Below are 26500 nucleotides of genomic sequence, written 5' to 3' on the forward strand. Positions count from 1 at the left end.
CGAACGGCGACAGGCGGGATCGACACGTACGCGGGAGATTCATTGCGCGAACAGCCGGGCAGCGATGCCGTCCAGAACGTACTCGAGCCCGGTCTCGAACTGCCAGTCCGGCCGGTCCTTGTGCCTGCCCTCGTAGATGTACTGCCGGAAGCCGGGGTAGCGGCCGGTGTCGAGGAGGTACGTGAGCTGTGGGGCCATGCTGAGGTAGACCTGCTGCTCGCTGGACCAGCCCTGACCCGCCATGAGCCGGCGCATCGCGATCTCGGCGCCGGTGACTCCCTGCGTGAAGGAGCCGACGGTGTTGACGACGGCCAGCTTGGTGTCGGCGTCCAGGTCCAGGCCGTCGACGGCGCGCAGCGAGCGTTCCGCCACCGCCAGGCGGTTGGGGGTGACGGCGAGCAGCGCGCTCGGCGGGAGCTGGGCGAGCCAGAGGTGCTTCAGCACCAGCTCGCGCGTCCTGACGGCGATCTCCCGCAGCGTCTCGCGCCATCCCGCCGTCTCGCCGGGCAGCTCCAGCTCGCCGTAGACGTGGTCGGCCATCAGCTCCAGCAGCTCGTCCTTGCCCGACACGTACCGGTACGCGGCCATCGGGGCGACGCCCAGCTCGGTGGCCAGCCGCCGCATGGTGATGGCGTCGAGGCCCTCCGCGTCCGCGACGCCCACGGCGGCGGTGGCGATGCGGTGCGGGGACAGGGTCTGGCGGGGGGCGGGCGCCGGGCGCTCGAGGCGGGCCCACAGCGGGGGCCTGTCATTGGGCTTGCGCGGGGCAGCCATGGATCGCCCTCCTCTCGACGAGTTGGTGTACAACGTATCAGTAGTAGACGACGTACACGCTGATCTACAATGTAAAGGCGCCGAGCTGGTCGAGAAAAGCGCGTGCGGTCGGGGCGCAGTCGTCCGCCGACGGAACGGCCAGGGCCTCCGCGCTCGCCCGGCCGGCCACCGAGGCGGAGCCGGCCGATTACCTTGATCCGTGGAACGACCCGCGGGTGGGCCGGTCGTGGATGGCGCTGGCGGGCGCGGCCGACAGCCGTTACACGCTGGACCTGGTGCCCGCGCTCAAGGCCGATGGGACGCCGAAGCTGCTGGTGTGGGGGGGAGGACGACACGTTCCAGGAGGTCCGGTACGCCGAGCGCTTCGCCGCCGAGGTGCCGAACACGACGCTGGTGCGCGTTCCCGGGGCGGGGCACATCCCGATGGAGAACGATCCGGCCGGGGTCACCCGGGCGCTGGCGGAGTTCTTTCTCGGCTGAGACCATTGCGGGCGACGAGGGCGACGGTGGTGAGCAGGGCCAGGGCGATCGCCAGGGCGGGTGCGGGGCCGGTCGTGAGGTGGAGGGTGGCGCCGGTCAGGGCGCCGAGGAACATCGCGGCAATGGAGGCGGATCGGCGCAGGGCGGCCCGGCCCGGCGTGTCGGCGGCCAGGCCCGTGAGGGTCGTGGTGAGGACGTTGGTGACCAGGTCGGGTACGCCGAGCGCCCGTACGGATGCGTTCTGCAGGCCCATGCCGTACGCGAGCAGCGCGATGAGGGCCGCCTGGGCCCAGGTCGTGCGGTGCCCGGCCGTGAGGGCGACGGCGAGGGCGGCGGCGACGAGGAGCGCGTGTACGGCGGTGGCGGCGGCGAACGCCCGTCGCGCGTTCGCGGTGTGCCTGATCACCCGGCCGGCGCTCCAGGCGCCGGCTCCGAAGGCGACGAGGGCCGCCGGGGAGGGCCATTTGGACATATGGGCCTCCCCGGCCAGGGCGAAGCTGAGGAAGACGATGTTGCCGGTCATGTTGGCGACGAAGACGCGGCCCAGGCCGAGGAAGCTGACGGCGTCCACGAGGCCGGTGACGCAGGCCAGGAGGATCAGCAGGGCGGGCAGGACGCCGTGCGGGTTGGCGCCGCGCGGGAAGAGCCCGTCGGCGACCCGTCGCAGCCCACTCCGGACCAGCCTTCCGGGACGTCTGCGCGCGGCTGGCATGGTGGGCGGCTCCTTGGCGAGGTCGCGGGTGGTTCGCCTCGGGTCTTCCCCGGTGGCGGGCCGCCGCACTCGCGGGGGTGAAACGCGACGGCCGGACGGCACCGGCCGCCGGGTTCCGCTCGGCACCCCGCCGCACCTGCGGGGCGAAACGCGACGAGCGCGCATCCCGTTGCGGGACGCGCGCTCGTTCGGCGCTGGGGGAAGGCCGGCCAGGAGGTGCCTTGGGGGAGTCCAGCCTGGAGGGGGACGGTCCGGTCAGGAACGGTACTGGGGGTAGCCGTAGCCGACGACCTGGGACTTGGGACGGACGCGCTCCTCGACCTTGCCGTTGCCGGTGTTGCCCTCGACGGTCGAGATGGTGCCGTCGCCGTTGTCCTTCTCGACGAACCCGACGTGCTTGATGTCGTCGAGGTTCTTGCTGCCGCTCCACGAGAAGTACACGATGGCGCCGGGCTTGGCCTCGGTGCCGAAGCGGTGGTTGGCCTGGAACCACTTGGCGTGGGCGACGGTCCAGGCGTCCCAGCCGATCTGCGAGCGGGCGCCGGTCTGCTCGCCGACCCAGGAGACGAACATCGCGCACCAGGCGGCGTTCAGGTAGTCGGCGCGGCTGCCGCCGTCACGGGCGATGGTCTCCGCGGCGCGCTGCGAGTTGGCGTACCAGCGCTGGAACTTGGTGCCGCCGCCGGCCGCGTTCTCGGTGATGCCGACCTGGGACTTGGCGAGCGCCAGGACCTGGCCGGCGGTGACGCTGACCTTGGTCTCGCGCGAGCGCTCGGCGTGGTCGGCGACGGTGGCGGTGCCGGCGACGGTGTCGATCGGCTGCTTGTCTGCTGCGGTGGCGCTGGTCATGTGGGCGCCGAACGCGGTTCCGAGGATGGTGGCGCCGAGAAGGGCGCGGGCGATGTTGGTCTTCGCAGCAGAGGTAAAGCGGATGTTGGCCATCGAGGGGGTTTACTCCTTGCTTCCATGCCGCTTACCGGGTTAGCTGACGGGTTCGGACGTGGAAGCTGCCCTACGGCACCGAAGTGCCGATTCACCCCAAAGGACGTGGGTCCCCGGTTCCGCCCGAGGGCGGATTCAGCGGTCACAGGACGTTCCTGTGATGTGTCGTGCGATGGTCGGACAAGTCCGGACAAACCGGACGTATGTCTCAAGAATGCCTCAAACGTAATGCATAAGGCAAGAGCGTTACAAATCGATAAAGGCCCAGCTAGGCGACCTGCCTGCGAGCCTCGGCCAGAAGCCCCATCATGGCAAGGGATTCGTCGAGCGGCATGATCGAACTTTCGGTCCTGCCTTCGGCCGTCGCGGCCCGGACCTCACGGAGCTCCCCGGCGTACCCGTTGTCCGCCGGATCGAGGATGTACTCCTCCGGCTCCATGGAGGGCCCGGACAGCAGAATCCGCGGCGTAGCCCAGAACGGTGCCTGGAGGTCCGCCCGCATCTGAGTCCCTACAACACTGGCATGGTTCGGGTAATTCCCGAGCAACGAAGTCTCCACGAGAGCCTTCCTGCCACCGGGGTAGAGCAGCACGCCGCCGGCCTCCGCGTCGACGCCGTTGGGCGCCAGAGTGCCGGTGATCCGCAGGTCGGAGGGCATGCCGAGGATCAGCTGGGCCAGCCCGAACGGGTAGATCCCCAGGTCCAGGAGCGCCCCGCCGCCGAGCTCCGGCGCCCACAGCCGGTGCTCCGGGTCGTAGGGCTTGGCGAAGCCGAAGGAGGCGTGCACCGAGCGGAGGTCGCCGAAGCGCTCGTCGGCCGCGATCTTCTGGACGAGCGGGTTGAACCGCATCCACATCGCTTCCATCAGGAACACGCCCGCCTCGCGCGCCAGGCGTACCATCTTCTCCGCGTCGTCCACGGTGGCGGCCAGCGGCTTCTCGCACAGCACGGCCTTGCCCGCGGCGATGGCGACCTCGGCCACCTCCAGGTGCTGGGCGTGCGGCGTCGCCACGTAGATCGCGTCCACGGCCGGGTCGGCGCAGAGCCGCTCATAGGAGTCGTACGCGGACTCCGCCCCCAGCGTGGCGGCCAGCGCCTGCGCCCGCCCCAGGTTCCTCGACCCGACGGCGGCCACCCGCATGCCCGGTTCGGCCGCGATGGCCGCCCCGACGGTCCGCGCGATATTCCCTGTCGCCGCTATGCCCCACGCAAAATCCCGCACGCGGGAGATCGTAGACGAGTCAGGTCATGTTGAACGTGTCGGGGTCGGGTCCGATCCGCTGGCCCCTGTTCATCGCGCCGATGGCGGCCATGTCCTCGGCGTCGAGGATGAAGTCGAAGACGCCGATGTTCTCGGCGATGCGCGCCGGGGTGACCGACTTGGGGATCGCGACGTGGCCGAGCTGCAGGTGCCAGCGGAGCACGATCTGCGCGGGCGTCTTGCCGCACTTGTCCGACAGCTTGGCCAGCGCGGGGTCGTTCAGCAGGCCCTGGCCCTGGCCGAGCGGGCTCCACGCCTCGGTGAGGATGCCGTTGGCCTCGTGGAAGGCGCGCAGCTCGCGCTGCTGGAGGTACGGGTGCAGCTCGATCTGGTTGATGGAAGGCACGAGGTCGGTCTCGTTCATGAGGCGGGTGAGGTGGGCGATGCTGAAGTTGGAGGTGCCGATGGCCTTGGCGCGCCCGTCACGGTAGATCTTCTCGATCGCCTTCCACGCCTGCACGTACTTGTCCTGCTGCGGCACCGGCCAGTGGATGAGGAAAAGGTCGATGTAGTCGAGGCCGAGCCGGGCCAGGGACTCGTCGAAGGCCGCCTCCGCGCGGCCGTGGTCGGCGTTCCACAGCTTGGTGGTCACGAACAGCTTCCGGCGCGGCAGCTCACTTTCGCGTACGGCCTGCCCCACGCCTTCTTCGTTGCCGTACGCGGCGGCGGTGTCCACGTGCCGGTAACCGGCCTTGAGCGCGGTCGTGACGGCCCGCGCGGCCTCGTCGGCGGGCACCTGCCAGACGCCGTAGCCGAGCTGCGGGATCTGCACGCCGTCGGTGTTGAGCATGAGCGAGTTCATACTCTCCATTGTTCACGTCGCGTTTCTGGTGGCTTAAGGCGGCGGGGCTAGCTTGAAGCGGTCGTGAACGGGCCATCACCCGGCTGGGAGGACAGGAGTGGTCGAACAGGCGTCGGCCTGGGTGGAGTCACCGCTCCAGATGCTGTGCGCCGTCGAGGCCCATTACGCGGGCGTGCTCGGCCCCGAGACGGTGGTCGTGCCGCGCGCCGGTCTGAGGCCGTTGAAGGCCACGCGTCGGGAGCTGAGGTCTCTTGGGCTGCCCGACGGCCTGGAGCTGGCGGAGCCGCGTGAGCGCATGCCCAGGCGCGTGCAGGCCGTCGGTGACGCCTTCTCCGGCAGGGTGCAGATGCGCTGGCTCACCTCGCGTCCCGGACGCATCGTCATCGTGGACGACGGGCTGGCCACGCTCCGGCTGCTGGAGCTGCTGGCCGCGGGGCCGTACCGGCCGCTGCTGCGGGCCAGGGCCCAGCCGACCAAGCTGCGCTCCGTGCTGGGCCTGGCGGCCGCGCTGCGGCTGCGCCTGAGCGACGTGTCGGTCTTCACCGCCCTGCCCGTGGACGAGGCCCTGGCGGACGGCGTCCGGCGGGCCGGGATCAACCTGGTACGCCACCAGTTCGACTGGCTGCGCGCCCAGCCGCCCAGCGCGGAGGGGCCCGCGGAGCGCACGGTCGTCCTCGGCACCTCGCTCGTCCGCAACGGGCTCGTGCACCGCGACCACTACCTGCGCTGGCTGACGGACCTGGCGGCCCAGGAGCCGCTCGCGTACTACCCGCACCGCCGCGAGGACCCCGTGGACGTGGCCCTGATCAGGGAGCGCCCCGGCATCACCGTGCACGACGTGGGCGCGCCGGCCGAGCTGACGCTGCGCGGCCTGGACGCGGGCCAGCGCGTGCTCAGCCTGCCCTCGACCGCGATCACCTCGCTGCGGGTGCTGCTCAGCCCGCGCGGTGTCGCCGTGGAGCCCGTGGACGTTCCTGACGACTGGTGGACCAGCAGGGCGGCCCCCGCCCTTCGCTCGCATCTGACAGGAGTGTCCGGTTGAAAGTGTTGGCGGTCGCCGACTCCGACTCGTATCTGAAGTGGGCGGCCTGCCTGCTCGGCGACCTTCCCCCCGGCGGCACGGCGGAGCTCGTGGTGGTGCGCACGCCGATCGCGCCCTCGCCGGAGCAGATCGCCGCCGCCGTGGGCGGTCTGGAGCCGCCGCCGGTGGTCTCGGCGCGGTCCGTGCGGCGGCTGGCCGAGCGCATCCGCCCGGACGTGGTGCTGGTGGCCTGCACGGGCCCGGTGGTGGACGTGCTGGTGGCCGACGTGCTCGGCGACCTGCGGCCGCGGCCGGTGTTCGTGAGCGGGCTGCCGGGCATCTCGGTGCCGGCGACGGAGAAGGCGTGGTTGTTCCGCAGCGGGTGCGACCTGTTCGTGGTGCACAGCGAGCGTGAGGTGGCCGAGTTCTCCGAGATCGCCGGCCGGCTCGGCGGGGGAGGGGCGGTGGGGCTGGCGAGGCTGCCGTTCCTGCGCTCCGACGTGGTCGCCGGGGGCGGGAACCGGGTCGTGTTCGCCACCCAGGCCAAGGTGCCGCGGGAGCGCCAGGACCGCGAGCGGATCCTGCTGGCGCTGGCCGAGCTGGCCCGGCTGCGGCCAGAGCTGGACGTGGTGGTCAAGCTGCGGGCTCTCGAGGACGAGCGGCAGACGCACAACGAGCGCCACCACTACCAGCGGCTGTGGCGGGAGATGGGCGAGCCGGGGCGGGTGGAGTTCGCGGCGGGGTCGATGCACGACCAGCTCGAACGGGCGGCCGGGTTCGTCACGGTGAGCTCGACGGCGGCGCTGGAGGCGATCGCGCTGGGCGTGCCGTCGCTGGTGCTGGAGGACTTCGGCGTGAGCGCCGAGATGATCAACCTGGTGTTCGAGGGCAGCGGGCTGCTGGGCACGCTCGACGACCTGGCGAAGGGTGGCTTCCGGGCGGCCGCTCCCGAGTGGTGCGAGGCCAACTACTTCCACCCGCCGGCGCACAACGACTGGGCCGGGCGGCTGGCCGGGCTGGTGGCGGGCGGGTCGCGCGTACCGGCTCGATCGCTGCTGGACGGGCCGGAGCACGCGGCGGCGCGGCGGCGGGCCAGGCTGCGGGTGGAGGTGCATCCCTCGATGCTGCGGGCCGGCTACCGGGCCAAGCGCCGCATGCGCCGCTACCTCAAGGCCCTCGGCTGACCACCGCCCTCCCGATGCGGCGAGCACACCGCCCCACCTGAACGGCACGCCCGTCCCTCCGAGGGACCGCCGGGGGCGCGGCTCACGCGCGCCTGTTTCCCCGAAGGACCGCCTGGGGCGCGGCTATTCGCGCTCCTTCCCCACGAAAGGACCGCAACCCCGGACGGCGGGAGAGGGTCCCTCCCGTCGCCCAGGGTTGCGGTCCCCTGGGAAGCGGGGGCCGAGGTCTCGCCACCGGTCCCGCGACGAAAGGCCGCAACCCCGGTGTCGGGGTTGCGGCCTTTCGGGGGAGAGGTGTCAGATCGCCGAGCGGATCTTCCGGCGCAGCCGGGTGAGTGCCGTGGGGCGGGTCACCAGGCCGAGGGTCTCCAGGCGCTTGCGCTTGAAGTAGCGGGCGTCGAACTCGATGCTCGCCGGCCGCAGCTCCGGGTACGTCTCGGCCTGCATGCAGTAGCCCACCGCCCGGACGAGCCCGCGCAGGTCCACCGCCGTCGGGTGCTCGATGCCGCCGTCCGGTGACAGCCGGGGCAGCAGCGCGTCCACGATCGTGACCGGGATCCGGTTGCTGTTCTCGTACGGCGCCAGCCGGTCGAGCACCAGCTCCGTGCCGTACGCGGCCACCTGCAGCCCGAAGTAGCGCTGCGCGGTCAGCAGCCCGGTCGAGAAGCAGCCCACGACCAGTTCGGGCCGCAGCGCCGCGAAGCACACCTCGGCGGGCACGCTCTCGGAGGCCACCGACAGCCGCACGCCCAGGGGCTCGGCCGCGGCCCGCAGGAGCTGGGCGTGACGCCGCCCGGCGGCGGGGTGCGGCTTGAAGACGATGTCGGTGTAGCCGCGCGCGGCCAGGGCCTTGAGCATCGTCTCGTGCAGCGCCGCCTCCTCCTCCGGGGTGACGATCTCCAGGGCCGACAGGTACTGGCCGAGGATCATCGCCTGCCCGGGCAGCATGTCGGGGGCGGTGGCGGTGACCTCGTGCACGACCGACATGAACCGCTCGTCCGGCAGGATCGAGGGGGCGACGTCGTACTCGCTGAGCAGCAGCGGGGTCAGGCCCGGCACGAGGTCCAGGTGGAACAGGCGGCCGATGCGGCGGTGGATCTCCGCCGGCAGCGGGTCGCGGGTGGGGCCGTAGCTCATCAGGCCGTCGGAGTAGACGGTGATGGGGCAGTCGCGCACCAGCCCGGCGATGGTCCGGGCCGGGGGCACCGCGATGGACTCCAGCACCAGCTCCTCGACCCCGTCCAGGCCCCAGACGGAGCGGATGAGGCGCTCCATCATCGGCACCTCGATGACGCGGGCGCGCCAGTCGGAGGGGTGCAGCGGCGCGATGAGGTCGTTCCACGAGTGCACCGCGTCGAAGCGTGAGCGCAGCACGGCGAAGCCGGGCGTCTTGTCGAGCGGCGTCGACACCTCGGGGATGGCCGCGTTGTTCGACACGATCAGGACGCGGCGTCCGTCGCCGAAGCGGCCGTCGTCGATGGCGGCGGCCAGCGACATCGCCCCGAACAGCGTCGAGGCGTAGAAGACCTTCACTATGTCTCCTCCCGGTCGCGGCGGACCCGGACGTGCGGGCTGGGCGGCAGGTCGGGCACCAGGGCCCGCAGCGTGGTCTCGCGTTCGACGGACATGCGCGCCACCGATTCCGACACGATCTCGGGGGGCAGCGCGCGTACCATGTGCGCGCCGCGCTCCTCGAAGCGCGAGCGCAGCGCCGGCGTGAACCGGTCGGCGATCTCCAGGTGGTGGGCCAGGAGCGCGCAGAAGTTCCGCACCGCCTTGGGCATGAACTCCGGCTCCAGGTCCTTGAACACCAGGTCGAACGCGTCGAAGAAGTGCAGCTGGCGTTCGTCGCCGACCTGGGTCAGCGACCCGGACACCAGCCGGCGGTAGAACACCCCGGCCAGCGACACCACCGCGAACGTGGCGGCCTCCCGGTGCAGGCGCCAGATCCACGGCCGGTCCTCGGCGGTGTGCAGGGAGCCGGGGAAGTGCAGCAGGTCGCGAAGGGAGCGCCGGTAGATCCCGGCCCACGCGTACGGGTAGTCGACCATGGTCCGCACGCCGGCGGGCAGGATCGCCTCCCGTGGGTCGAGCACCACGCCCCTCCGCGCCATGGGGGCGCGGTGCACGACCCGTTTGCGGCCCTCGACCTGCACGTGGTCGGCGCGTACGAAGTCGCAGCCGAGCCCGTCGATCGCCTCGACGAGCCGTGCCAGGTAGCCCGGGGCGAGCCAGTCGTCGGCGTCCATGAACGTGACATACCGGCCGGAGGCGGCCGACAGGCCCGTGTTGCGGGCGTCGGCCAGCCCGACGGGGGCCGGGTTGCGCAGCATGGTCAGCCCGGGCAGGTCGCGGGTGAAGTCGTCGACGATGTCCGCGGTGGCGTCCGTGGACCCGTCGTTGACGACGATGAACTCGAAGTCGTGCCGGGCGTTGCGGCAGAGCGACGACAGTGTGTCGGCGATGTACTTCTCGCCGTTCAGCACCGGCACGACGACCGAGAGAGTGATCAAGAGTGGTTTCTCCAGAGTGCGGACGAGGTCAGACGGTCACCCGGCGCAGGCGGGCCTTGGGGGCCTCCTCGCCGGGGAAGACGCGCTTGACGCCGTCGCCCATGGCCTGCTCGATGATGCGGATGTCACGGACGAGGTGCTCGAGGCCGGCCGGCTCCAGCGAGGCGGCGTGGTCGGAGCCCCACATGGTCCGGTCGAGCGTGATGTGCCGCTCCACCGTGACCGCGCCGAGCGTGACCGCGGCCAGGGAGATCTGCAGGCCGCGCTCGTGGCCGGAGTAGCCGACGGGCACGCCGTAGCGCTCCTTGAGCGTGGTGATCGTGCGCAGGTTCGCCTCTTCCGGCGGCAGCGGGTACGTGGACGTCGCGTGCATCATGATCAGCTTGTCGGTGCCGAGGATCTCGACGGCCGCGTCGATCTCCGACAGCGTGGACATGCCGGTGGACAGGATGATCGGCTTGCCGGTGGCGGCCAGGACCCGCAGCAGCTCGTGGTCGGCGACGCTGGCCGAGGCCACCTTGTGGACGAGGACGTCCATCTCCTCCAGGAACTCCACGGAGGGCACGTCCCACGGCGAGGCGAACCAGTGCAGGCCGCGCTCGTCGCAGTATTTCGCGATCTGCCGGTACTCGTCGTAGCCGAACTCGGTCCGCTCCTTGTACTCCAGGTACGTCATCTCGCCCCACGGCGTCTGCCTGATCTGGCCCTTCTGCTCCTCGGGCACGCAGATCGCGGGGGTGCGCTTCTGGAACTTGACCGCCTGGCAACCGGCCTCGGCCGCCACGTCGATGAGGCGGCGGGCGATGTCGATGTCGCCGTTGTGGTTGATGCCGATCTCGCCGATCACGTACACGGGCTCGCCGTCGCCGACCAGGACGTCGCCGATCGCGACGGGGCCGAGCCTGGGCCGCGTGCGGACCTCGGCCGCGGGCGGCTCGGGGCGGGCGGCCACGACGCGGTCGCACAGCTCGCGCACGGCGCCGGACCCGCCGGCCCTGGTCAGCACGACCCTGGCGGCGGCGCGCACGCGCGGGTGGGCGTCGGGGGTGGCGATGGCCCAGCCGACCTCGGCCATCGGGCCCAGGTCGTTGACGTCGTTGCCGACGTAGGCGACGCGGGCCGGGTCGAGGCCCTCGATGGTCAGCCAGTCGCGCAGCACGGTCCGCTTCTCGGCCAGGCCCTGCAGCACGGGGACGCCGAGCTTGCGGGCGCGGGCGGCCACCACCGGGTTGTGCTCGGTGGACATGACCAGCACCTTCACCCCGGACCGCTTCAGCAGCGCGATGCCCATCCCGTCGGAGCGGCTGACGAGCACCATCTCGCGGCCGTCGGAGTCGACGTAGGCGCGGTCGTCGGTGTGCACGCCGTCGAAGTCGGTGATGACGGCGTCCACGTCGATCGGCTCGGGCTCGTCGATGAACGGGGCGAGCGCGCGCACCAGCTCGAGGTCATCCGGGTTGTCGATCTCGACGGCGTGCTTGGGCGACACCGGCTGGACGGCGACCTGGCCGAAGAAGCGGTGGCCGTGCTCGCGCAGGCCGGAGGTGCGCATGACGTAGAAGGCGCCGTTCTCGCGGAACTCGGGGTCGCGGTCCTGGCGGCGCTGCCGGACGGCGGGGTCGTGGTTGATGCCGCCTCCGGCGGCGGTCCACAGGAACTCGTGCGTGGGCAGCCCCGACACGACCGAGTCGGCCTCCCCGTCCAGCACCTTGCGCACGGCCTCGGACAGGCTCTCCGGGTCGATGAACGCGCTGGTGCACTGCACCAGCACGACGACCTCGGGGTCCTCGCCGAGGGTGTCGAGCGCGTGCAGCACCGCCGACTCGCTGGAGGCGGTCGCGCCGCTCAGCTCCTCGGGCCGGTCCACGACGATCGCCCCCGCCTCACGGGCGGTCTCGGCGATGTCCGCGTGGTCGGTGCTGACCACGACCTGGTCCACGAGCTCGGCCCGCTGGGCGGCCCGTACCGCTCGGGTGACCAGCGGGATGCCGCCGACCAGGGCGAGGTTCTTCAGGGGTACGCCCGCCGAACCTCCGCGGGCGGGAACTACGGCCAGGACTCGCAAGATCTGTCTCCTCAGTGCATCGGACTGCACCAGAAGCTAGAGCCCCGGATTGAACGGCCAGCGTCACCATCATTAACTTTCCATGGGGATCCGGTAGAGGAGTTCTGGCCGGCCGACTCCTCCGTATTGCGGGATGCGGGCCGCCACCCCCAGCTCGACCAGGTATTCCAGGTAGCGGCGGGCCGTCACGCGGGACACCCCGATCGCGTCGGCCACGGCCTGGGCCGCCATGCCCTCGGGGCTGTCGCGCAGCTTCGCGGCGACCGTGTCGAGGGTGTCGCGCGCCATGCCTTTCGGCAGCTCTGAGCTGCCCCGAAGGGTGCCGAGGACCCGGTCCACGTCGCCCTGCCCGACGGCCAGGCCCGCCTCGTCCTTGAACCGGGCGTAACGCGTCAGCTTTTCGGAGAGTGTCGCGTAGGTGAACGGTTTGAGCAGGTACTGGGAGATGCCGAGGGAGACCGCGGAGCGCACCATGGCCAGGTCGCGGGCCGAGGTGACGGCGATCACGTCGCACATGAGCCCGCCCGCGCGGATCGCCCGGCACACCTCCAGCCCGTGCATGTCCGGCAGGTACAGGTCGAGCAGGACGAGGTCCACGGGCCTGCCGCGCAGGAACCGCAGGGCCTCGCCGCCGGTCCTGACCACCCCGGCCACCTCGAAGCCCGGGGTCCGCTCGATGTAGATGCGGTTGGCCTCGGCCGTGATCTCCTCGTCCTCCACGACGAGCACGGATATCTTCGCGCCCGATCCCGGCGCCGAGATGGTCATCGCACCCGCTCCGGCACCGGCAGCCGCACGGTGAACACCGAGCCCTCCACGTCGATGGTGCCGCCCAGCCGCCGCACCGCATGCCCCACCAGCGCCAGCCCCAGCCCGCGCCCGTCGCCCTTGGTGGTCCAGCCCTTCGCGAACGCCTGCGGGTCGGCCAGCCCCGGGCCGTTGTCGGCGACCCTGATGAGGACCTCGCCGCCGCCCACGCTGAGGTGGACCTCCACCCGGGAGGCCGCCTCGATGGCGTTGTCGATCAGGTTGCCCACGATCGTGACGAGCTCGCGCGGGTCGAGGCCCAGGTCGTCGAGCTCGCTGTCCTGGCTGATCACGAGTTCGGCGCCGCGTTCGGCGGCCTCGGCGCTCTTGCCGAGCAGCAGCGCGGCGAGCACCGGCTCGCGCACCGCGCCGACCACCCGGTCGGTCAGCTCCTGCGCGGCGCGCAGCTCCGCCGTGCCGAGCGCCACGGCCTGTTCGGTACGGCCCAGCTCCACCAGCGTGATGACGGTGTGCAGCCGGTTGGCGGCCTCGTGGGCGGCCGAGCGCAGCGAGTCGGCGAAGTCGCGCTCGGCGTTGAGCTGCCCGGTCAGCGCCTGGAGTTCGGTGTGGTCGCGCACGGTCACGACGGTGCCGAGCCGGCTGGCGGCGCTGTTGACCGCGAGGACGCGGTCGCCGACCAGGTGGACGCGCTCGTCGTCGTCGGCCAGCATCTCGGAGAGGCCGAGTTCGTCCACGTGCCGCCCTTCGGCGTCGGTGGGCAGGCCGAGCAGCATCCTGGCGGCGTCGTTGCAGAGCGTCAGCGTGCCGTCCTTGCCCACCAGCAGCAGGCCCTCCCGGACGGCGTGCAGGACGGCGTCGTGGTGCTCGTGGATGCGGCCCAGCTCCACCGGGCCGAGGCCGTGCGTCTGGCGGCGCAGCCGCGCGGTGACCAGCCACGTGCCGGCGGCGCCCAGCGAGAGCGCGAGCGCGACGATGAGGCCGCCCCAGGCGAGCTGGTCGCGGACCCTGGCGCTGATCTTGTTGATCGTGATGCCCGCGCTGACCAGCGCCCGCACCCGGCCGTCCGACATGACGGGGGCCACCACCCGCCTGGACTCGCCGAGTGTGCCGGTGTAGGTCTCGGTGAACGTCTCGCCCGCCAGCGCCCGCTCGGTGTGCCCGAGGTAGTGCTTGCCGATCTCGGCGGGGTTCGGGTGGGTGTAGCGGGTGCCGTCGGGTTTCATGATGGTGATGAAGTCGACGCCCGTCTGGTGGCGTACCTGCTCGGCGTACGGCTGCAGCCGTACGGACGGGTTCGGGTCGTCGAGGGCGGCCAGCACGCTGGGCGAGGCGGCCACGCTCACCGCGACGGCCCCGGCCTTGCTGCTCGCCTCGTCGGTGAGCAGCTCGTGCGTCTGCACGAGCGCGAGCACCGCGAGGCCCGCCACCGTGACGGCGACCACGAGCAGCTGCAGGACCAGCATCTGGCCCGCCAGGCTCCAGCGCCGCATCTGACATCTCTCCTGTGAACGAAACTTACTCAATGGTGACCTATGTCACTGTGAGGCGCATACTCGGGCGTCTAGAAGGTCATTTCCATCACCGCTGGAGAGCCCCCCATGCGTGATCGCACTCGCTACCTCTATCTGGCCGTCATCGGGGCGGTCCTACTCGGCATCCTGGTCGGATTCGTCTGGCCGGACGTGGGCAAGGAGCTCAAACCGCTCGGCACCGGCTTCGTGGCGCTCATCCAGATGGTGATCGGGCCGATCATCTTCTGCACGATCGTGCTGGGCATCGGCTCGGTACGCCAGGCGGCCAAGGTCGGCAAGGTCGGCGGCCTCGCGCTCGGCTACTTCATCGTCATGTCCACGGTAGCCCTGCTCATCGGCCTGCTGGTCGGCAACGTCATCGACCCGGGCTCCGGGCTGCACCTCAGCGACGCCGCCAAGCAGGCCGCGGAGGCGCAGGCGGCCAAGGGCGGCGAGTCCACCACGGTCGACTTCCTGCTCGGCATCATCCCGAAGACGCTGGTGTCCTCGCTCACCGGCGGCTCGGTGCTGCAGGCGCTGCTCGTGGCGCTGCTGGCCGGGTTCGCGATCCAGGCCATGGGCGCCAAGGGCGAGCCGATCCTGCGCACCATCGAGCACTTCCAGCGGCTGACGTTCCGCATCCTCGCCATGATCATGTGGGCCGCGCCCGTCGGCGCGTTCGGCGCGATCGCCGCGGTCGTCGGGGAGACCGGGCTGGAGGCGCTCAAGAGCCTGGCGATCATCATGGTCGCCTTCTACATCACCTGTCTGCTGTTCGTCGGCGTCGTGCTCGGCTCGATCCTGTGGCTGGTCGCCCGGATCAACCTGTGGTCGCTGCTGAAGTACCTGGGCCGCGAGTTCCTGCTCATCCTGTCCACCTCCTCGTCGGAGACGGCGCTGCCCAGGCTCATCGCCAAGATGGAGCACCTGGGTGTGAGCAAGACCGTGGCCGGCATCACGGTGCCGACCGGCTACTCCTTCAACCTCGACGGCACCGCGATCTACCTGACCATGGCCACGCTGTTCATCGCCGAGGCCACCGGGGCGCCGCTGCAGTTCGGCGAGCAGATCGCGCTGCTGCTGTTCATGATGATCGCCTCCAAGGGCGCCGCGGGCGTGACCGGGGCCGGGCTGGCCACGCTGGCCGGTGGGCTGCAGGCGCACCGTCCCGCGCTGGTCGACGGCGTCGGGCTCATCGTGGGCATCGACCGCTTCATGTCCGAGGCCAGGGCGCTGACGAACTTCGCCGGCAACTCCGTCGCCACCGTGCTGGTCGCCGTCTGGACCGGCGACTTCGACCGGGAGCGCGCGACCCAGGTGCTCGCCGGGAACGCGCCGTTCGACGAGGCCACGCTGCTGGACGAGGACGACGACGACAACCGCCCCGGTCCCGACGAGTCGGGCGACCGGGAGCTGTCGAAGGTCTAGAGCTTGCGGGCGATGCCCGCGTAGCCCAGCCGCGACATGTCCGCGTCGAGGAAGATCGGGATGTCGCGATCGATGTACGGCCACCCGAGCTCCGGCCCGATGCCGTTGGCGAGGTGGCCGGGCGGGATGAACTCGAAGTCACCGAAGAAGGCCGCGATCTCCTTGCCGGGTCGCGGCCTGAACGGCATGTTGGCCCGCTGGTAGAACTCGACCACCCGGTCCGTCAGCGCCGAGTGGGAGTCGCTGCCCACGTGCGAGATGGCCAGATAGCTGCCCGGCGCCATCGCCTCGCGGTAGCCGGCCACGAACGTGCTCGGGTCGTCCTCGTCGGGGATCAGATGCAGGATGAACATCATCAGCACGGCCACCGGCCGCTCGAAGTCCAGGAGCGCGCGCACTTCGGGGTTGGCCAGGATTTCCTTCGGCCGGCGCACGTCGCCCAGCACCATGGCCACCCGGTCCGGGTCGGCCAGCAGGGCCCTGCCGTGCGTGGCCACCACCGGGTCGTTGTCCACGTAGACCACGCGGGCATCGGGGGTGTGGCGGAGCGCGACCTCGTGCACGTTCTCCTGCGCCGGCAGGCCGGAGCCGAGGTCAAGGAATTGCGTGATGCCCTGTTCGCACAGGTAACGCACGAACCGGCCAATGAGCGCCCGGTTCTCCCTGGTGCCTTCACGGGTTTCGGGAACCGCGCTCAGGACCAGTTCGGCCAGATCCCGGTCGGCCTGGAAATTGTCCTTGCCACCCAGGAAGTAGTCGTACATGCGCGCCGCGTTAGGGATGTGAGGGTCGACGCCCTGCGGCGCTTGTTCCGTCATGGCACCATGATCTATGACTTGAGCACCGGAAATCTACGAAAAGCGGTCAAACGGCTGGAAGTCTCAACACAAATCGCGCCCCGCCCACACGGTCCTCAACGGTGATCTGGCCCCCATGGGCCACCACGACGTCACGCGCGATGGCCAGGCCCAGGCCTGTTCCGCCGGCGTCGCGGCTGCGGGCGGCGTCCAGGCGGGTGAAGCGCTGGAAGATGCGCTCGCGATCCTCCTCGGCGATCTCCACGCCGTCGTTCTCGACCGCCAGCAGCGCCGTGTGCTCGCCCTCCCTGCGGACCTCGACCTGGACCGTGTGCTCGGCGTGGCGCTGGGCGTTGTCCAGCAGGTTCGTCAGCACCCTGGCCAGCTGGAGCCGTACGCCCTCGACCACCACCCCCTCGGTCAGTTCCACGTGCACGGGCACCTTGTCGCAGCGCACGGACACCTCTTGGAGTACCAGTTCGGCGAGGTCCACCCGCTCCTTGACCACGTCCACCCGGGAGCCGATCCTGGCCAGCAGCAGCAGGTCGGTGATGATGGCCTCCAGGCGGTCGGTGTCGCGCAGCGCGCTGTCCACCAGCGCCTCGACGTCGGTGTCGTCGGGATAGAGCTGGGCGCTCTCCAGCTGGGCGCGCAGGCCCGCGATGGGGGTGCGCAGCTCGTGCGAGGCGTCGGAGGCGAACTGGCGCTGCTGCTGGGCCGAGCGTTCCAGCCGGGCCAGCGTGCCGTTGACGGATCTGGCGAGCTGGGACACCTCGTCCGCGCCCGGCGGCTGCGTGACGCGCCGGCTCAGGTCGCCCGCGTGGACGGCGTCCAGCTCGGCCCGCATGGTCGCCACCGGTCTCAGCGCGCGTCCCGTGACCAGCCACGTGGCCCACGACGCCAGCCCGATCAGCACCCCGACCTCGATGAACACCACCACTTCCAGCCCGCGGTTGGCCAGCAGGTCCGGCGTGCTGCGGCCCGCGTAGACCACGGGGGAGTCGGCGAACAGGCTCACCCGGACGGCCGTGACGTGGATGCACTCGGTCGGCAGGCAGTTCATCACGCTGATCACCCGGTTCTCGGGCGTGGGGCGGATGTCGCTGAGCGGCGGCAGGTTCCTGGCCGCGTCGCTGCTGGCCAGGATCTGGCCGTTGGGGCCGACGACCTGGATCAGGTCCACCGGCGGGTTGGGCACCGGGATGGCGGCGCCCATGGGCAGCGCGCCGCCGCGCATCTCGTACGCGATCCGCTCGGCCGTGTCCCGGGTGTCGCGGAAGACGCTGGCCGTCATCAGCGACCTGGCGGTGATCACCCCGGCGACGGCCACGGGGATGAGCACGAGGGCGGCTACAGCCGTCGCGATGAGGGTGACGCGTCCGCGCAGGGATCTGGCCCACCAGGGTGGCACCCTGTGAGGTTACCGAGCGTGATTACCGACATTTGCCGCGTTAAGGGAAAGATTCCCCCAACCTGGGGTCGGATCCGGTCAGCGCTGGATCCAGACCGCGGTGTCCGGCGGGACGGCCCCGTCCTCGGCGAGCGGGCCGCTGGACAGCAGCACCTCGCCGCCCAGGTCGAGCCGCACCGGCTCCTCGCCCGTGTTGAGCACCACGACCAGCCCCGGGTCGCGCTCGATGGCCAGCACGTCCTTGGGGGAGTCGAGCCACGTCACGGTGCCGCCGCCGAGCGCCGGGTGCTCCCTGCGGAGCTTCAGCGCGGCGCGGTAGAGGTTCAGGGTGGAGGCGGGGTCGTGCTCCTGGGCCTCGGCCGACAGCGGCCCCCACGAGGCGGGGATCGGCAGCCAGGGGTCGCGCCAGCCGAAGTCGCCGGAGGCGGTCCACGGGATCGGCACCCGGCAGCCGTCGCGGCTCTCGCCGGTGCGCCGGAAGGCCGGGTCCTGGCGCAGCTCGTCCGGCAGGTCGAGCACCTCGGGCAGGCCCAGCTCCTCGCCGTTGTAGAGGTAGGCCGAGCCGGGCAGGGCCAGCATGAGCAGCGTGGCCGCCCGGGCGCGGGCCAGGCCGCCGTGGCGGGTGACGTGGCGGGGCTTGTCGTGGTTCGACAGCACCCACGTGGTGGGCGCGCCGACCAGCTCGGACTCCTTCAGCGCCTTCTCGATGACGGTACGGAACGACTTGGCGTGGAAGTCGGCCATCATGAACTCGAACGAGAACGCCTGGTGCAGCTCGTCGGGCCCGACGTAGCGGGCCAGCCGCTCGGGGGAGGACACCCACGCCTCGGCCACCGCCATCCGGCCGCCGGGATAGGAGTCGAGGATCGGCCGCCACTCGCGGTAGATCTCGTGCACGCCGTCCTGGTCGAAGTACGGGAGCTGCTCGTCGCCGAGCATCTCGGCCTGGCGGCCCTCCTTCGGCCCCACGTCGGGCAGCCCGGCGGCCTTGATCATGCCGTGCGCCACGTCGACCCGGAAGCCGTCCACGCCCCGGTCGAGCCAGAAGCGCAGGATGTCGCGGAACTCGGCGCGCACGTCCGGGTTCTCCCAGTTGAGGTCCGGCTGCTCGGGGGCGAACAGGTGCAGGTACCACTGCCCGTCCGCCACCTGCGTCCAGGCGGGGCCGCCGAAGATCGACTCCCAGTCGTTGGGCTCGTCGCGGAAGATGTAGCGGTCGCGCAGCCCGGCCTGGAACCAGGGGTGCCGGTCGGAGGAGTGGTTCGGCACCAGGTCCACGATGACCCTGATGCCCTTGTCGTGGGCGTCGGAGATGAGAGCGTCGAAGTCGGCGAGCGCGCCGAACATGGGGTCCACGTCCCGGTAGTCGGCCACGTCGTAGCCGCCGTCGGCCATGGGGGAGGTGTAGAAGGGGCTCAGCCAGATGGCGTCCACGCCCAGGTCGGCGAGGTAGCCGAGGCGGTCGCGCACGCCGGCGAGGTCGCCCATGCCATCGCCGTCCGCGTCGGCGAAGCTGCGCGGGTAGACCTGGTACACGACGGCGTCACGCCACCAGTCGTCGTTGCCGAGCATGGCTGTCCTTCCCTGGATGCCCGAGATGTCCCGTGAGGTTGTGGTGAAGGATGTCGCGATCGTTCGGCCGGGGTCAAGCGCAACTTGCGGAAAGTTGCATACGTCACCCTGACCCGCCCGTACTCCGGCCTGAGGTCGCTCGCAGAAGGCGCTTTCGCGGGGTTCGGTGAGGATCGCGTAACGCTCTTTCGCAAGTTCTTCCAATTCTTGCAAAGAGCCGCTAACGTCCCGGAAACGTTAGAGCTTTCTTCCGGCGGCGCTCGCGTGGCACCGCCGTTCCTGCGTGACCTCAGGAGGTCCCATGCGCATGCGGGCTCTGGGTGTGGCCGCTCTCGCGACCCTCGCTTTCGCCGCCACGGCGTGCGGCGAATCCCAGCCGGCTTCCCAGTCGGCGTCCCCGGCGGCACCCGGTGCGTCCGCCTCCGCCCCGGCGGCCAAGAGCGGCGGCACGCTCGTGATCTGGGCCGACCCCAGCCGCGTCAAGCCGCTCAAGCCGTTCGCCGACCAGTTCGGCGCCGAGAACGGCGTGACCGTCGAGGTGAAGGAGATCAGCAAGGACAACCAGACGACCTTCCTCACCGCCTCCCAGCAGGGCAGCGGCCCCGACATCATGATCGGCGCGCACGACTGGATCGGCAACCTCGTCCAGAACGGCGCCATCGACCCCGTCACGCTGACCGACGAGCAGAAGGCCGCCTTCTCGGCCAAGGCGATGCAGGCCGTGACGTTCAACGGGCAGGTCTACGGCGCCCCGTACGCGGTGGAGAACATCGCCCTGATCCGCAACACCAAGCTCGCCCCCGACGCCCCCGCCTCGATCGAGGACATGATCGCCAAGGGCAAGGAGCTCAAGGCGGCCGGCAAGGTCAAGGAGGTGCTCTGCATCCCCGTCGGCCAGAAGGGCGACGCCTTCCACGTCTACCCGATCTTCGCCTCCGCGGGCGGCGCGCTGTTCGGCGCCACCTCCACCGGCGACCCCGACCCCAAGCAGGTGCTGGTCGGCTCGCCCGACTCGGTCAAGGCGTTCGGCAAGCTCAAGGACCTGGGCGAGAAGGGTGACGGCGCGCTGCGCACGTCGATCACGAACGAGAACTACATCGTGAACTTCGCCGGCGGCAAGTGCGCCTACCTGATCTCCGGCCCGTGGGCGATGAGCGAGGTCAAGAAGGGCGGCATCACGTACGACATCACGGCCGTCCCGTCGTTCAAGGGCGGCAAGCCCGCCACCCCGTTCGTCGGCGTGCAGACGTTCTTCGTGGCCTCCAAGGGCAAGAACAAGGCCCTGGCCCAGGAGTTCGTCGCCAACTACGTGACCAACAAGGACGTCGCGAAGGCGCTGTACGAGGCCGACCCGCGGCCCCCGGCGCTGACCGCCGCCCTCCAGGAGGTCCAGGCGAGCGACCCGGACGCGGTCAAGTTCATGGAGGCGGGCAAGGACGGCCTGCCGATGCCGGCCATCCCCGAGATGGCGGCCATCTGGGAGCCGTTCGGCATCGCCGAGAACGCCGTCGTCAAGGGCGGCGACGCGGCCAAGGCCGCCGCGGCCGCGCAGAAGGCCATCGACGGCTCGCTCAAGCACTGATCATGACCCTCGACGTGCGCGAGGCCGTGGGGACGAAGTCGTCTCCGCGGCCCCGCCGGGAGATCACCACGGCGTTCGTGGTGAGCAGGATCGCGGTGCTGGCCGTGGCCGCCGCGATCCTGCTCTACGCCGCGCCGCCGCTGGTCGCCGCCGAATCGTGGGTCTCGCTCGGGCTGCTGGGCGCCGTCAGCGCGGCCATCGCCTACCTCTACCTGACCCGCCGCTTCATCCCGGCCAAGTATCTGGTCCCCGGCACCGTCTTCCTGATCGCGTTCCAGGTGTTCCCCGTGGCCTACACGGTCACCACCGCGTTCACGAACTTCGGCGACGGGCACCGCGGAGACAAGGCCGCCGCCGTCACCGCCATCGAGACCGGCTCGGTGCGCCAGACCCCCGGCTCGCCCGAGTACGCCATGACGGCCGCGCTGCGCGGCGACGAGCTGGTGTTCCTGCTGGTCGACCCCAAGACCAAGCAGGTGCGGCTGGGCGACTCCAAGGGGTTGTCACCGCTGGCGGGCGCCCAGGTCGGGGTCACCGGCAAGGTGCTGGCGGCCCCCGGGCTGACCGTGCTCAAGACGCCCGAGGCCGCCGCCCGGGGGCAGGAGATCTCCGCGCTGGCCGTGCCGACCGGCGACGGCGTGATCAAGGCGAACGGGCTCAGCCGGGCCGTCGAGGGCAAGGCGGCGCTCGTGTACGACGCCGGCTGCGACTGCGTGCGCGGCAACGGCGACACCTGGACGGCCGACGAGAGCCAGGGCTTCTTCGTCAACGCCAGGGGCGAGCACCTGGCGCAGGGCTGGCAGGTCGGCGTCGGGCTCGACAACTTCGCTCGGGTGCTGACAAATCCGACTATTTCGGGATATTTCGCGGGGGTGTTCGGCTGGAACCTGGTCTTCGCGCTGGCCTCCGTGCTCGGCACGTTCGCGCTCGGCATGTCGGTCGCGCTGGCGCTGCACCACCCGCGGATGCGCGGCACCCGCTTCTACCGGATCGCGCTGATCCTGCCGTACGCGATGCCCGCCTTCGCCATGCTGCTGGTCTGGCGTGACATGTTCAACCGCGACTTCGGCCTGATCAACCAGCTGCTCGGCGCCAACGTCGACTGGCTGGGCGAGACCGGGACCGCCCGGTTCGGGGTGATCCTGGTCAACCTCTGGCTCGGCTTCCCGTACATGTTCCTGGTCACCACCGGCGCGCTGCAGGCCATCCCGCGCGAGCTGACCGAGGCGGCGGCCATCGACGGGGCCACGCCGTGGAAGGCCTTCCGGCGGGTGACGCTGCCGCTGCTGCTGGTGGCGCTCACGCCGCTGCTGATCTCGTCGTTCGCCTACAACTTCAACAACTTCAACGCGATCGCGCTCACCACCGAGGGCGGGCCGTTCCCGGCCGACAACCCGCAGGTGGGCGGCACGGACCTGCTGATCACCTACACCTTCAGGCTGGCGTTCGGGGCGGGCGGGGCGCAGTTCGGCTTCGCGGCGGCGGTCTCGGTGTTCATCTTCACGATCGTGGCCGTCATCTCGGCCGTGGCGTTCCGCCGTACCCGCAAGCAGGAGGAGGTCTACGCGTGAAGCTCGCCCTCAGGCACGTCTTCGTGCTGATCGTGTGCGCGTTCGCGCTCTTCCCGATCCTGTTCGTGGTCTCGGCCGCGATCAACCCCATGGGCACGCTGGCCTCCACCGACCTGCTGCCGACCGGGGCCAGCCTGGCCAACTTCGCCCACCTGCTGACCTCCGACAGCTACCCGTTCGGCCGGTGGTTCTTCAACTCGGTCTTCATCGCGCTGGTGGCGTCGTTCGCGAGCCTGCTGCTGTCGATGCTCGCCGCGTACGCCTTCAGCCGCATGCGCTTCGCGGGCCGCCGGGTCGGGCTGCTGGCGCTGCTGCTCATCCAGATGTTCCCGCAGTTCCTGGCCATCGTGACGATCTTCATGATCTTCACCAGGGTGACCGAGCTGTACCCGGCCTTCGGGTTCAACACCGTCTGGGGGCTGATGCTGCTCTACCTCGGCGGCGCGCTCGGCGTGAACACCTGGCTGATGAAGGGCTTCCTCGACACCGTGCCGAAGGAGCTGGACGAGGCCGCCACCGTGGACGGGGCCACGCACGCGCAGATCTTCTGGCGGGTCATCATGCCGCTGGTCACGCCGATCCTCGCGGTCACGGCGCTGCTGGCGTTCATCGGCACGATGAGCGAGTTCCTCATGGCGAACGTGTTCCTGCGCGACCCCGAGAGCAAGACCCTCGCCGTCGGCATGTACGGGATGATCGCCGGCGACCACCGCAACGCGAACTTCGGCATGTTCGCCGCGGCGACGCTGCTTACCGCGATTCCGACGGTGAGTGTGTTCCTCTGGTTGCAGAAGTACATCGTCTCCGGGCTCACCGCCGGGGCTGTCAAGGGATAGGTGCATTTGCGCTTCATCGGGGAGCCGCATCACGACGGCTCAGCTCTGTACGTCTCCGAGCAGGAGCCCGCCCTCGGCTCGCGGGTGACGTTGTGGCTGCGGGCGCCGCTGGCCGCCGGGATCACGGGCGTGCACGTGCGTACCGTGCACGACGGCGAGCCGCGCTACGCCGAGGCGGCGCCGGACCCGTCGCGGCGGGAGGCCGGCGGGTACGGCGGCACGGACGTCTGGTGGCGGGCCGAGATCACCGCGGTCAACCCGGTGACCCCGTACCGGTTCCTGCTCGCCACGCGGGGCGGCCAGGCGTGGCTGACCGCGGCCGGGCTCGTCACCCACGACGTGACCGACGCGGGCGACTTCCGCCTCGTGTGCCACGAGCCGCCGCCCTCCTGGATGTCGGACGCGGTCGTCTACCAGATCTTCCCCGACCGCTTCGACCGCTCCCGGCCCATGCGCGACCTGCCCGACTGGGCGCTGCCGCGCGACTGGGACCACGACCCGGTCATCCCCGCCGGCCCCGGCACCGCGGGGCAGTTCTACGGCGGCGACCTCGACGGCGTCGCCCAGCGGCTCGACCACGTCCAGAGCCTCGGCGTGAACACCGTCTACCTGACGCCGATCTTCCCCGCCCGCTCCAACCACCGCTACAACGCCTCCACGTTCGAGCACGTCGATCCGCTGCTCGGCGGCGACGAGGCGCTGCACCGCCTGTCCGGCGCCCTGCACGCCCGCGGCATGCGGCTGCTCGGCGACATCACCACCAACCACTGCGGCGACACGCACGAATGGTTCACCGCGGCCGTCTCCGACGTGAACGCGGTCGAGCGCGAGATGTTCTACTTCGACCCCGACTCCGGCGACTACGAGTCCTGGTGGGGCGTCAAGACGCTGCCCAAGCTCAACTGGGGCAGCGAGCTCGTCCGCGCCCGCATGCGGGCCGTGCTGAAGAAGTGGCTCGGGCCGCTGGACGGCTGGCGCGTGGACGTGGCCAACATGACCGGCAGGCGCGCCGCCGACGACCACAACCACGAGGTCGCCGCCATGCTGCGGGCCGAGCTGGGGCCGAAGGCCGCGTTCATCGCCGAGCACAACCACGACGCCTCCTCCGACCTCGACCGCGACGGCTGGCACGGCACCATGAACTACGGCGGCTTCACCCGCCCCGTCTGGACCTGGCTGCGCGGGCCCGAGCTGGACCTCGACCACTTCCTCGGCGTGCCGGGCGGCGTCCCGGCGCGCGACGGGACGGCTGCGCTGGCCACCTTCCGGTCGTTCGCGTCCCACATGTCGTGGCGCTCGCTCGTCCACTCCTGGCAGCTGCTCGACTCGCACGACTCGCCCCGCATCCGCACCGTCACCGGCTCGCGCGAGCGCCACCTGCTCGCGCTCGGCCTCCAGGCCACGCTGCCGGGCACGCCGATGGTGTTCGCGGGCAGCGAGTTCGGCCTGACCGGGGTCAACGGCGAGCACTCCCGCACCCCGATGCCCTGGAACCGGCCCGCGGACCAGGACCTCCCGACGCTGACGGCCTACCGGGAGCTGTTCGGGCTGCGCCGAGCCGAGCCCGCGCTGCGCCACGGCGGCCTGCGCTGGCTGCACGCCGACGCCGACTGCCTGGTCTTCGCGCGGGAGACGTACGAGGAGTCGATCCTGGTGTGCGTGCGGCGGGCGCCCGGCGCGCCGCTGCGCCTCGGCGTCCACGCGCACGGCCTCTACAACGCCGAGGACGGGGACGTGCTTCCGGGCGACGGACCTTCGGTGCGTCTCTGGCGTCTCGCGCGCTGATCACGCTACCTTGGGCTACCCCCCCATCCGCTCCAACTCGATAGTGGTGTGCTCGAATGAGGTTGCTGCCCGTAGCCGTCATGGCGGCTGTCCTGCCTGCTTTCTCGCCCGCGGCCCCGGCCCACGCGCTGGCCGGCACCACGTACTACGTGGACTCGAAGTCGGGTGACGACGACGCGGCGGGCACCAGCGCCACCGCGCCGTGGAAGTCCCTCGACAAGGTCAACTCCGCCGACCTCAAGCCGGGCGACGCGGTCAGCTTCAAGCGCGGCAGCTCCTTCACCGGCCCGCTCAAGCTGGAGGCCAACGGCACCGCGGCCAGGCCCATCGTCATTCAGGCGTACGGCACCGGCCCGCTGGCCAGGATCAGCGGCATGGACGACGACTGCGTCGTGCTCAGCGGCGACCACTGGCGCGTCGGCGGCCTGCGGGCCTCCCGCTGCCGCTGGGCCGGCTTCGAGGTCGCCGGCGACAGCAACGAGCTGGCCGGCGTGCAGGCCGACGGCAACATCGCGGGCGTCTACGTCACCCCGTCCGGCTCGCGCAACGTCATCCGCGACAGCGTCCTGACCGACAACAACCGGATGAGCGTCAACGACGAGGGCGGCGACAACGACTCCGGCGCCTTCGGCGTGCTGCTCAACGGCGACGACAACCTCGTGACCGGCAACACCATCACCGGCAGCTACGCCAAGAGCGCCGACTACGGCACCGACGGGGCCGCCGTCGAGATCTTCGACGGCGACCGCAACCGCGTCACCCACAACATCTCCAGGAACAACGAGACGTTCACCGAGCTCGGCGCCCAGAAGGGCAAGACCGCCACCGGCAACGTGTTCGCCTTCAACGTCGTGACCTCCTCCCGCAGCCGCGGCTCGTTCCTCATCACCCGCGGCCCGCGCCACATCGTCGGGCCCGTGAAGGGCACGATCGCCGTCCAGAACTCGGTCTACCTGCCGGCCCGGGACACCATCGGCTGGTCCTGCCACGACGGCTGCTCCCCGTCGATCCTGAAGCTGCGCAACAACGTGATCGTGGTGGGCGGCGAGGCCGGCTGGGAGGACGGCAAGGGGGCCGACGAGGGCGGCAGCGTCTACCAGGGCCGCGTGAACAAGTTCAAGCTGGGGCCGAAGTCGATCGTGGCCGACCCGAAGTTCGTCTCCCGTACCGACCTGCGGCTGCGGCCCGGCTCGCCGGCGCTCGGCCGCGGCCTGACCCTCAGCCCCGCGTGGTACGGCGGCAGGGCGCTCGGCAAGGACATGGTCGGCAGGCCCCTGGCCGGCTCCCCCGACGCAGGCGCCTACCAGCGCTGACGCGCCCCTCCTGCCCCTTCCCGCATCGGCGTCGCCCCCTGCGCCGGTGCGGGGACTCCTGGGTCACGTGGCACCGCCCTACCCATGGACGCCGGGGGCGCGGTCTGCCGCGCTCCCCATTCCCCCCCAAAAAAGGCTTCTCTCCTTGGCGGGTGTAAAGATGCAGTGAGTG

Annotated in this window: 22 protein-coding genes and 1 riboswitch; of the genes, 9 read left to right on the top strand and 13 right to left on the bottom strand. The window is 70.9% G+C overall.

The window, feature by feature from the left end; translation table 11 throughout:
• Positions 1-39 precede the first annotated feature (39 nt).
• Entirely contained in the window at positions 40-774 is a 735-nt protein-coding gene (locus AB0L65_RS19750; RefSeq protein WP_364247203.1) for a TetR/AcrR family transcriptional regulator, read from the bottom strand.
• A gap of 102 nt (positions 775-876) precedes the next feature.
• On the opposite strand from AB0L65_RS19750, the gene AB0L65_RS19755 reads away from it, so the two are divergent.
• Positions 877-1254 carry an alpha/beta hydrolase gene (locus tag AB0L65_RS19755; protein ID WP_364247206.1) on the top strand — a complete coding sequence of 126 codons (378 nt, stop codon included), beginning with the start codon at positions 877-879 and terminating at the stop codon, positions 1252-1254.
• Here the strand turns inward: AB0L65_RS19755 and AB0L65_RS19760 are convergent.
• The 4 genes from AB0L65_RS19760 to AB0L65_RS19775 all read right to left on the bottom strand — a co-directional run bounded on the left by AB0L65_RS19760 (position 1220) and on the right by AB0L65_RS19775 (position 4971).
• The gene (locus AB0L65_RS19760) at positions 1220-1966 is read right to left on the bottom strand and encodes a YoaK family protein (protein ID WP_364247209.1); all 747 of its coding nucleotides are present in this window, start codon (positions 1964-1966) and stop codon (positions 1220-1222) included. The two genes, AB0L65_RS19755 and AB0L65_RS19760, sit on opposite strands and share 35 nt — an antisense overlap.
• 255 nt (positions 1967-2221) lie before the next feature.
• On the bottom strand, positions 2222-2908 hold the full coding sequence (locus AB0L65_RS19765; RefSeq protein ID WP_364247210.1) for a CHAP domain-containing protein: 687 nt from the start codon (positions 2906-2908) through the stop codon (positions 2222-2224).
• 13 nt (positions 2909-2921) lie between these two features.
• A riboswitch (cyclic di-AMP (ydaO/yuaA leader) is annotated at positions 2922-3059 on the bottom strand.
• A 117-nt stretch (positions 3060-3176) separates the two neighbouring features.
• Positions 3177-4130 carry a Gfo/Idh/MocA family oxidoreductase gene (locus tag AB0L65_RS19770; protein WP_364247212.1) on the bottom strand — a complete coding sequence of 318 codons (954 nt, stop codon included), beginning with the start codon at positions 4128-4130 and terminating at the stop codon, positions 3177-3179.
• A 19-nt stretch (positions 4131-4149) separates the two neighbouring features.
• On the bottom strand, positions 4150-4971 hold the full coding sequence (locus tag AB0L65_RS19775; protein ID WP_364247214.1) for an aldo/keto reductase: 822 nt from the start codon (positions 4969-4971) through the stop codon (positions 4150-4152).
• Between the two features lie 97 nt (positions 4972-5068).
• Between AB0L65_RS19775 and AB0L65_RS19780 the strand changes: the two genes are divergently transcribed.
• A complete protein-coding gene (locus AB0L65_RS19780; RefSeq protein WP_364247216.1) occupies positions 5069-6013 on the top strand; it encodes a hypothetical protein in 945 nt (314 codons plus the stop codon).
• A gap of 2 nt (positions 6014-6015) precedes the next feature.
• Positions 6016-7176 carry a DUF6716 putative glycosyltransferase gene (locus AB0L65_RS19785; RefSeq protein ID WP_364247466.1) on the top strand — a complete coding sequence of 387 codons (1161 nt, stop codon included), beginning with the start codon at positions 6016-6018 and terminating at the stop codon, positions 7174-7176.
• Between the two features lie 297 nt (positions 7177-7473).
• Here AB0L65_RS19785 and AB0L65_RS19790 read toward each other — a convergent pair whose 3' ends face one another.
• The 5 genes from AB0L65_RS19790 to AB0L65_RS19810 form a co-directional block, all read right to left on the bottom strand.
• Positions 7474-8709, bottom strand: a complete 1236-nt coding sequence (locus tag AB0L65_RS19790; protein WP_364247219.1) for a polysialyltransferase family glycosyltransferase — start codon at positions 8707-8709, stop codon at positions 7474-7476.
• The gene (locus tag AB0L65_RS19795) at positions 8709-9689 is read right to left on the bottom strand and encodes a glycosyltransferase family 2 protein (protein WP_364247222.1); all 981 of its coding nucleotides are present in this window, start codon (positions 9687-9689) and stop codon (positions 8709-8711) included. The genes AB0L65_RS19790 and AB0L65_RS19795 overlap by 1 nt, the downstream gene beginning before the upstream one ends.
• Positions 9690-9717: 28 nt before the next feature.
• Complete coding sequence (locus AB0L65_RS19800) at positions 9718-11754, bottom strand: N-acetylneuraminate synthase family protein (protein ID WP_364247224.1); 2037 nt, start codon at positions 11752-11754, stop codon at positions 9718-9720.
• Positions 11755-11826: 72 nt separating this feature from the next.
• A complete protein-coding gene (locus AB0L65_RS19805; RefSeq protein ID WP_364247227.1) occupies positions 11827-12522 on the bottom strand; it encodes a response regulator in 696 nt (231 codons plus the stop codon).
• Positions 12519-14012 (bottom strand): sensor histidine kinase, encoded by a 1494-nt coding sequence (locus AB0L65_RS19810; protein ID WP_364247230.1) that lies wholly within the window; start codon positions 14010-14012, stop codon positions 12519-12521. The genes AB0L65_RS19805 and AB0L65_RS19810 overlap by 4 nt, the downstream gene beginning before the upstream one ends.
• 108 nt (positions 14013-14120) lie before the next feature.
• Between AB0L65_RS19810 and AB0L65_RS19815 the strand changes: the two genes are divergently transcribed.
• Complete coding sequence (locus AB0L65_RS19815) at positions 14121-15461, top strand: cation:dicarboxylase symporter family transporter (RefSeq protein WP_364247233.1); 1341 nt, start codon at positions 14121-14123, stop codon at positions 15459-15461.
• Here the strand turns inward: AB0L65_RS19815 and AB0L65_RS19820 are convergent.
• The 3 genes from AB0L65_RS19820 to AB0L65_RS19830 all read right to left on the bottom strand — a co-directional run bounded on the left by AB0L65_RS19820 (position 15458) and on the right by AB0L65_RS19830 (position 19241).
• A complete protein-coding gene (locus AB0L65_RS19820; protein ID WP_350726849.1) occupies positions 15458-16279 on the bottom strand; it encodes an SAM-dependent methyltransferase in 822 nt (273 codons plus the stop codon). The two genes, AB0L65_RS19815 and AB0L65_RS19820, sit on opposite strands and share 4 nt — an antisense overlap.
• A 46-nt stretch (positions 16280-16325) precedes the next feature.
• Positions 16326-17669, bottom strand: a complete 1344-nt coding sequence (locus tag AB0L65_RS19825; RefSeq protein ID WP_364247235.1) for a HAMP domain-containing sensor histidine kinase — start codon at positions 17667-17669, stop codon at positions 16326-16328.
• 78 nt (positions 17670-17747) lie between these two features.
• Positions 17748-19241, bottom strand: coding sequence for a glycoside hydrolase family 13 protein (locus AB0L65_RS19830; RefSeq protein ID WP_364247238.1), 1494 nt, complete (start codon positions 19239-19241; stop codon positions 17748-17750).
• Between the two features lie 301 nt (positions 19242-19542).
• On the opposite strand from AB0L65_RS19830, the gene AB0L65_RS19835 reads away from it, so the two are divergent.
• The 5 genes from AB0L65_RS19835 to AB0L65_RS19855 are packed head-to-tail and all read left to right on the top strand — an operon-like array spanning position 19543 to position 26328.
• Positions 19543-20823, top strand: coding sequence for a maltose ABC transporter substrate-binding protein (locus AB0L65_RS19835; protein ID WP_357736486.1), 1281 nt, complete (start codon positions 19543-19545; stop codon positions 20821-20823).
• Between the two features lie 2 nt (positions 20824-20825).
• Positions 20826-22394: an ABC transporter permease subunit gene (locus AB0L65_RS19840; RefSeq protein WP_364247240.1), complete on the top strand. Its 1569-nt coding sequence runs from the start codon at positions 20826-20828 to the stop codon at positions 22392-22394.
• A complete protein-coding gene (locus AB0L65_RS19845; protein WP_319714304.1) occupies positions 22391-23230 on the top strand; it encodes a sugar ABC transporter permease in 840 nt (279 codons plus the stop codon). Before AB0L65_RS19840 ends, AB0L65_RS19845 begins: the two co-directional genes overlap by 4 nt.
• Positions 23231-25015, top strand: a complete 1785-nt coding sequence (locus tag AB0L65_RS19850; RefSeq protein ID WP_364247243.1) for a glycoside hydrolase family 13 protein — start codon at positions 23231-23233, stop codon at positions 25013-25015. It begins immediately after the preceding gene.
• Between the two features lie 56 nt (positions 25016-25071).
• On the top strand, positions 25072-26328 hold the full coding sequence (locus tag AB0L65_RS19855) for a right-handed parallel beta-helix repeat-containing protein (RefSeq protein ID WP_364247245.1): 1257 nt from the start codon (positions 25072-25074) through the stop codon (positions 26326-26328).
• Positions 26329-26500 lie beyond the last annotated feature (172 nt).

This window comes from Nonomuraea sp. NPDC052116 (genome assembly GCF_040680035.1).
Classification (GTDB): Bacteria; Actinomycetota; Actinomycetes; order Streptosporangiales; family Streptosporangiaceae; genus Nonomuraea; species Nonomuraea angiospora_A.

Coding starts and splice junctions, on each gene's coding strand:
- AB0L65_RS19750 (WP_364247203.1), bottom strand. CDS start 774: ATGGCTGCCCCGCGCAAGCCCAATGACAGGCCCCCGCTGTGGGCCCGC.
- AB0L65_RS19760 (WP_364247209.1), bottom strand. CDS start 1,966: ATGCCAGCCGCGCGCAGACGTCCCGGAAGGCTGGTCCGGAGTGGGCTG.
- AB0L65_RS19765 (WP_364247210.1), bottom strand. CDS start 2,908: ATGGCCAACATCCGCTTTACCTCTGCTGCGAAGACCAACATCGCCCGC.
- AB0L65_RS19775 (WP_364247214.1), bottom strand. CDS start 4,971: ATGAACTCGCTCATGCTCAACACCGACGGCGTGCAGATCCCGCAGCTC.
- AB0L65_RS19805 (WP_364247227.1), bottom strand. CDS start 12,522: ATGACCATCTCGGCGCCGGGATCGGGCGCGAAGATATCCGTGCTCGTC.
- AB0L65_RS19810 (WP_364247230.1), bottom strand. CDS start 14,012: ATGCGGCGCTGGAGCCTGGCGGGCCAGATGCTGGTCCTGCAGCTGCTC.
- AB0L65_RS19815 (WP_364247233.1), top strand. CDS start 14,121: ATGCGTGATCGCACTCGCTACCTCTATCTGGCCGTCATCGGGGCGGTC.
- AB0L65_RS19820 (WP_350726849.1), bottom strand. CDS start 16,279: ATGACGGAACAAGCGCCGCAGGGCGTCGACCCTCACATCCCTAACGCG.
- AB0L65_RS19830 (WP_364247238.1), bottom strand. CDS start 19,241: ATGCTCGGCAACGACGACTGGTGGCGTGACGCCGTCGTGTACCAGGTC.
- AB0L65_RS19835 (WP_357736486.1), top strand. CDS start 19,543: ATGCGCATGCGGGCTCTGGGTGTGGCCGCTCTCGCGACCCTCGCTTTC.
- AB0L65_RS19840 (WP_364247240.1), top strand. CDS start 20,826: ATGACCCTCGACGTGCGCGAGGCCGTGGGGACGAAGTCGTCTCCGCGG.
- AB0L65_RS19855 (WP_364247245.1), top strand. CDS start 25,072: ATGAGGTTGCTGCCCGTAGCCGTCATGGCGGCTGTCCTGCCTGCTTTC.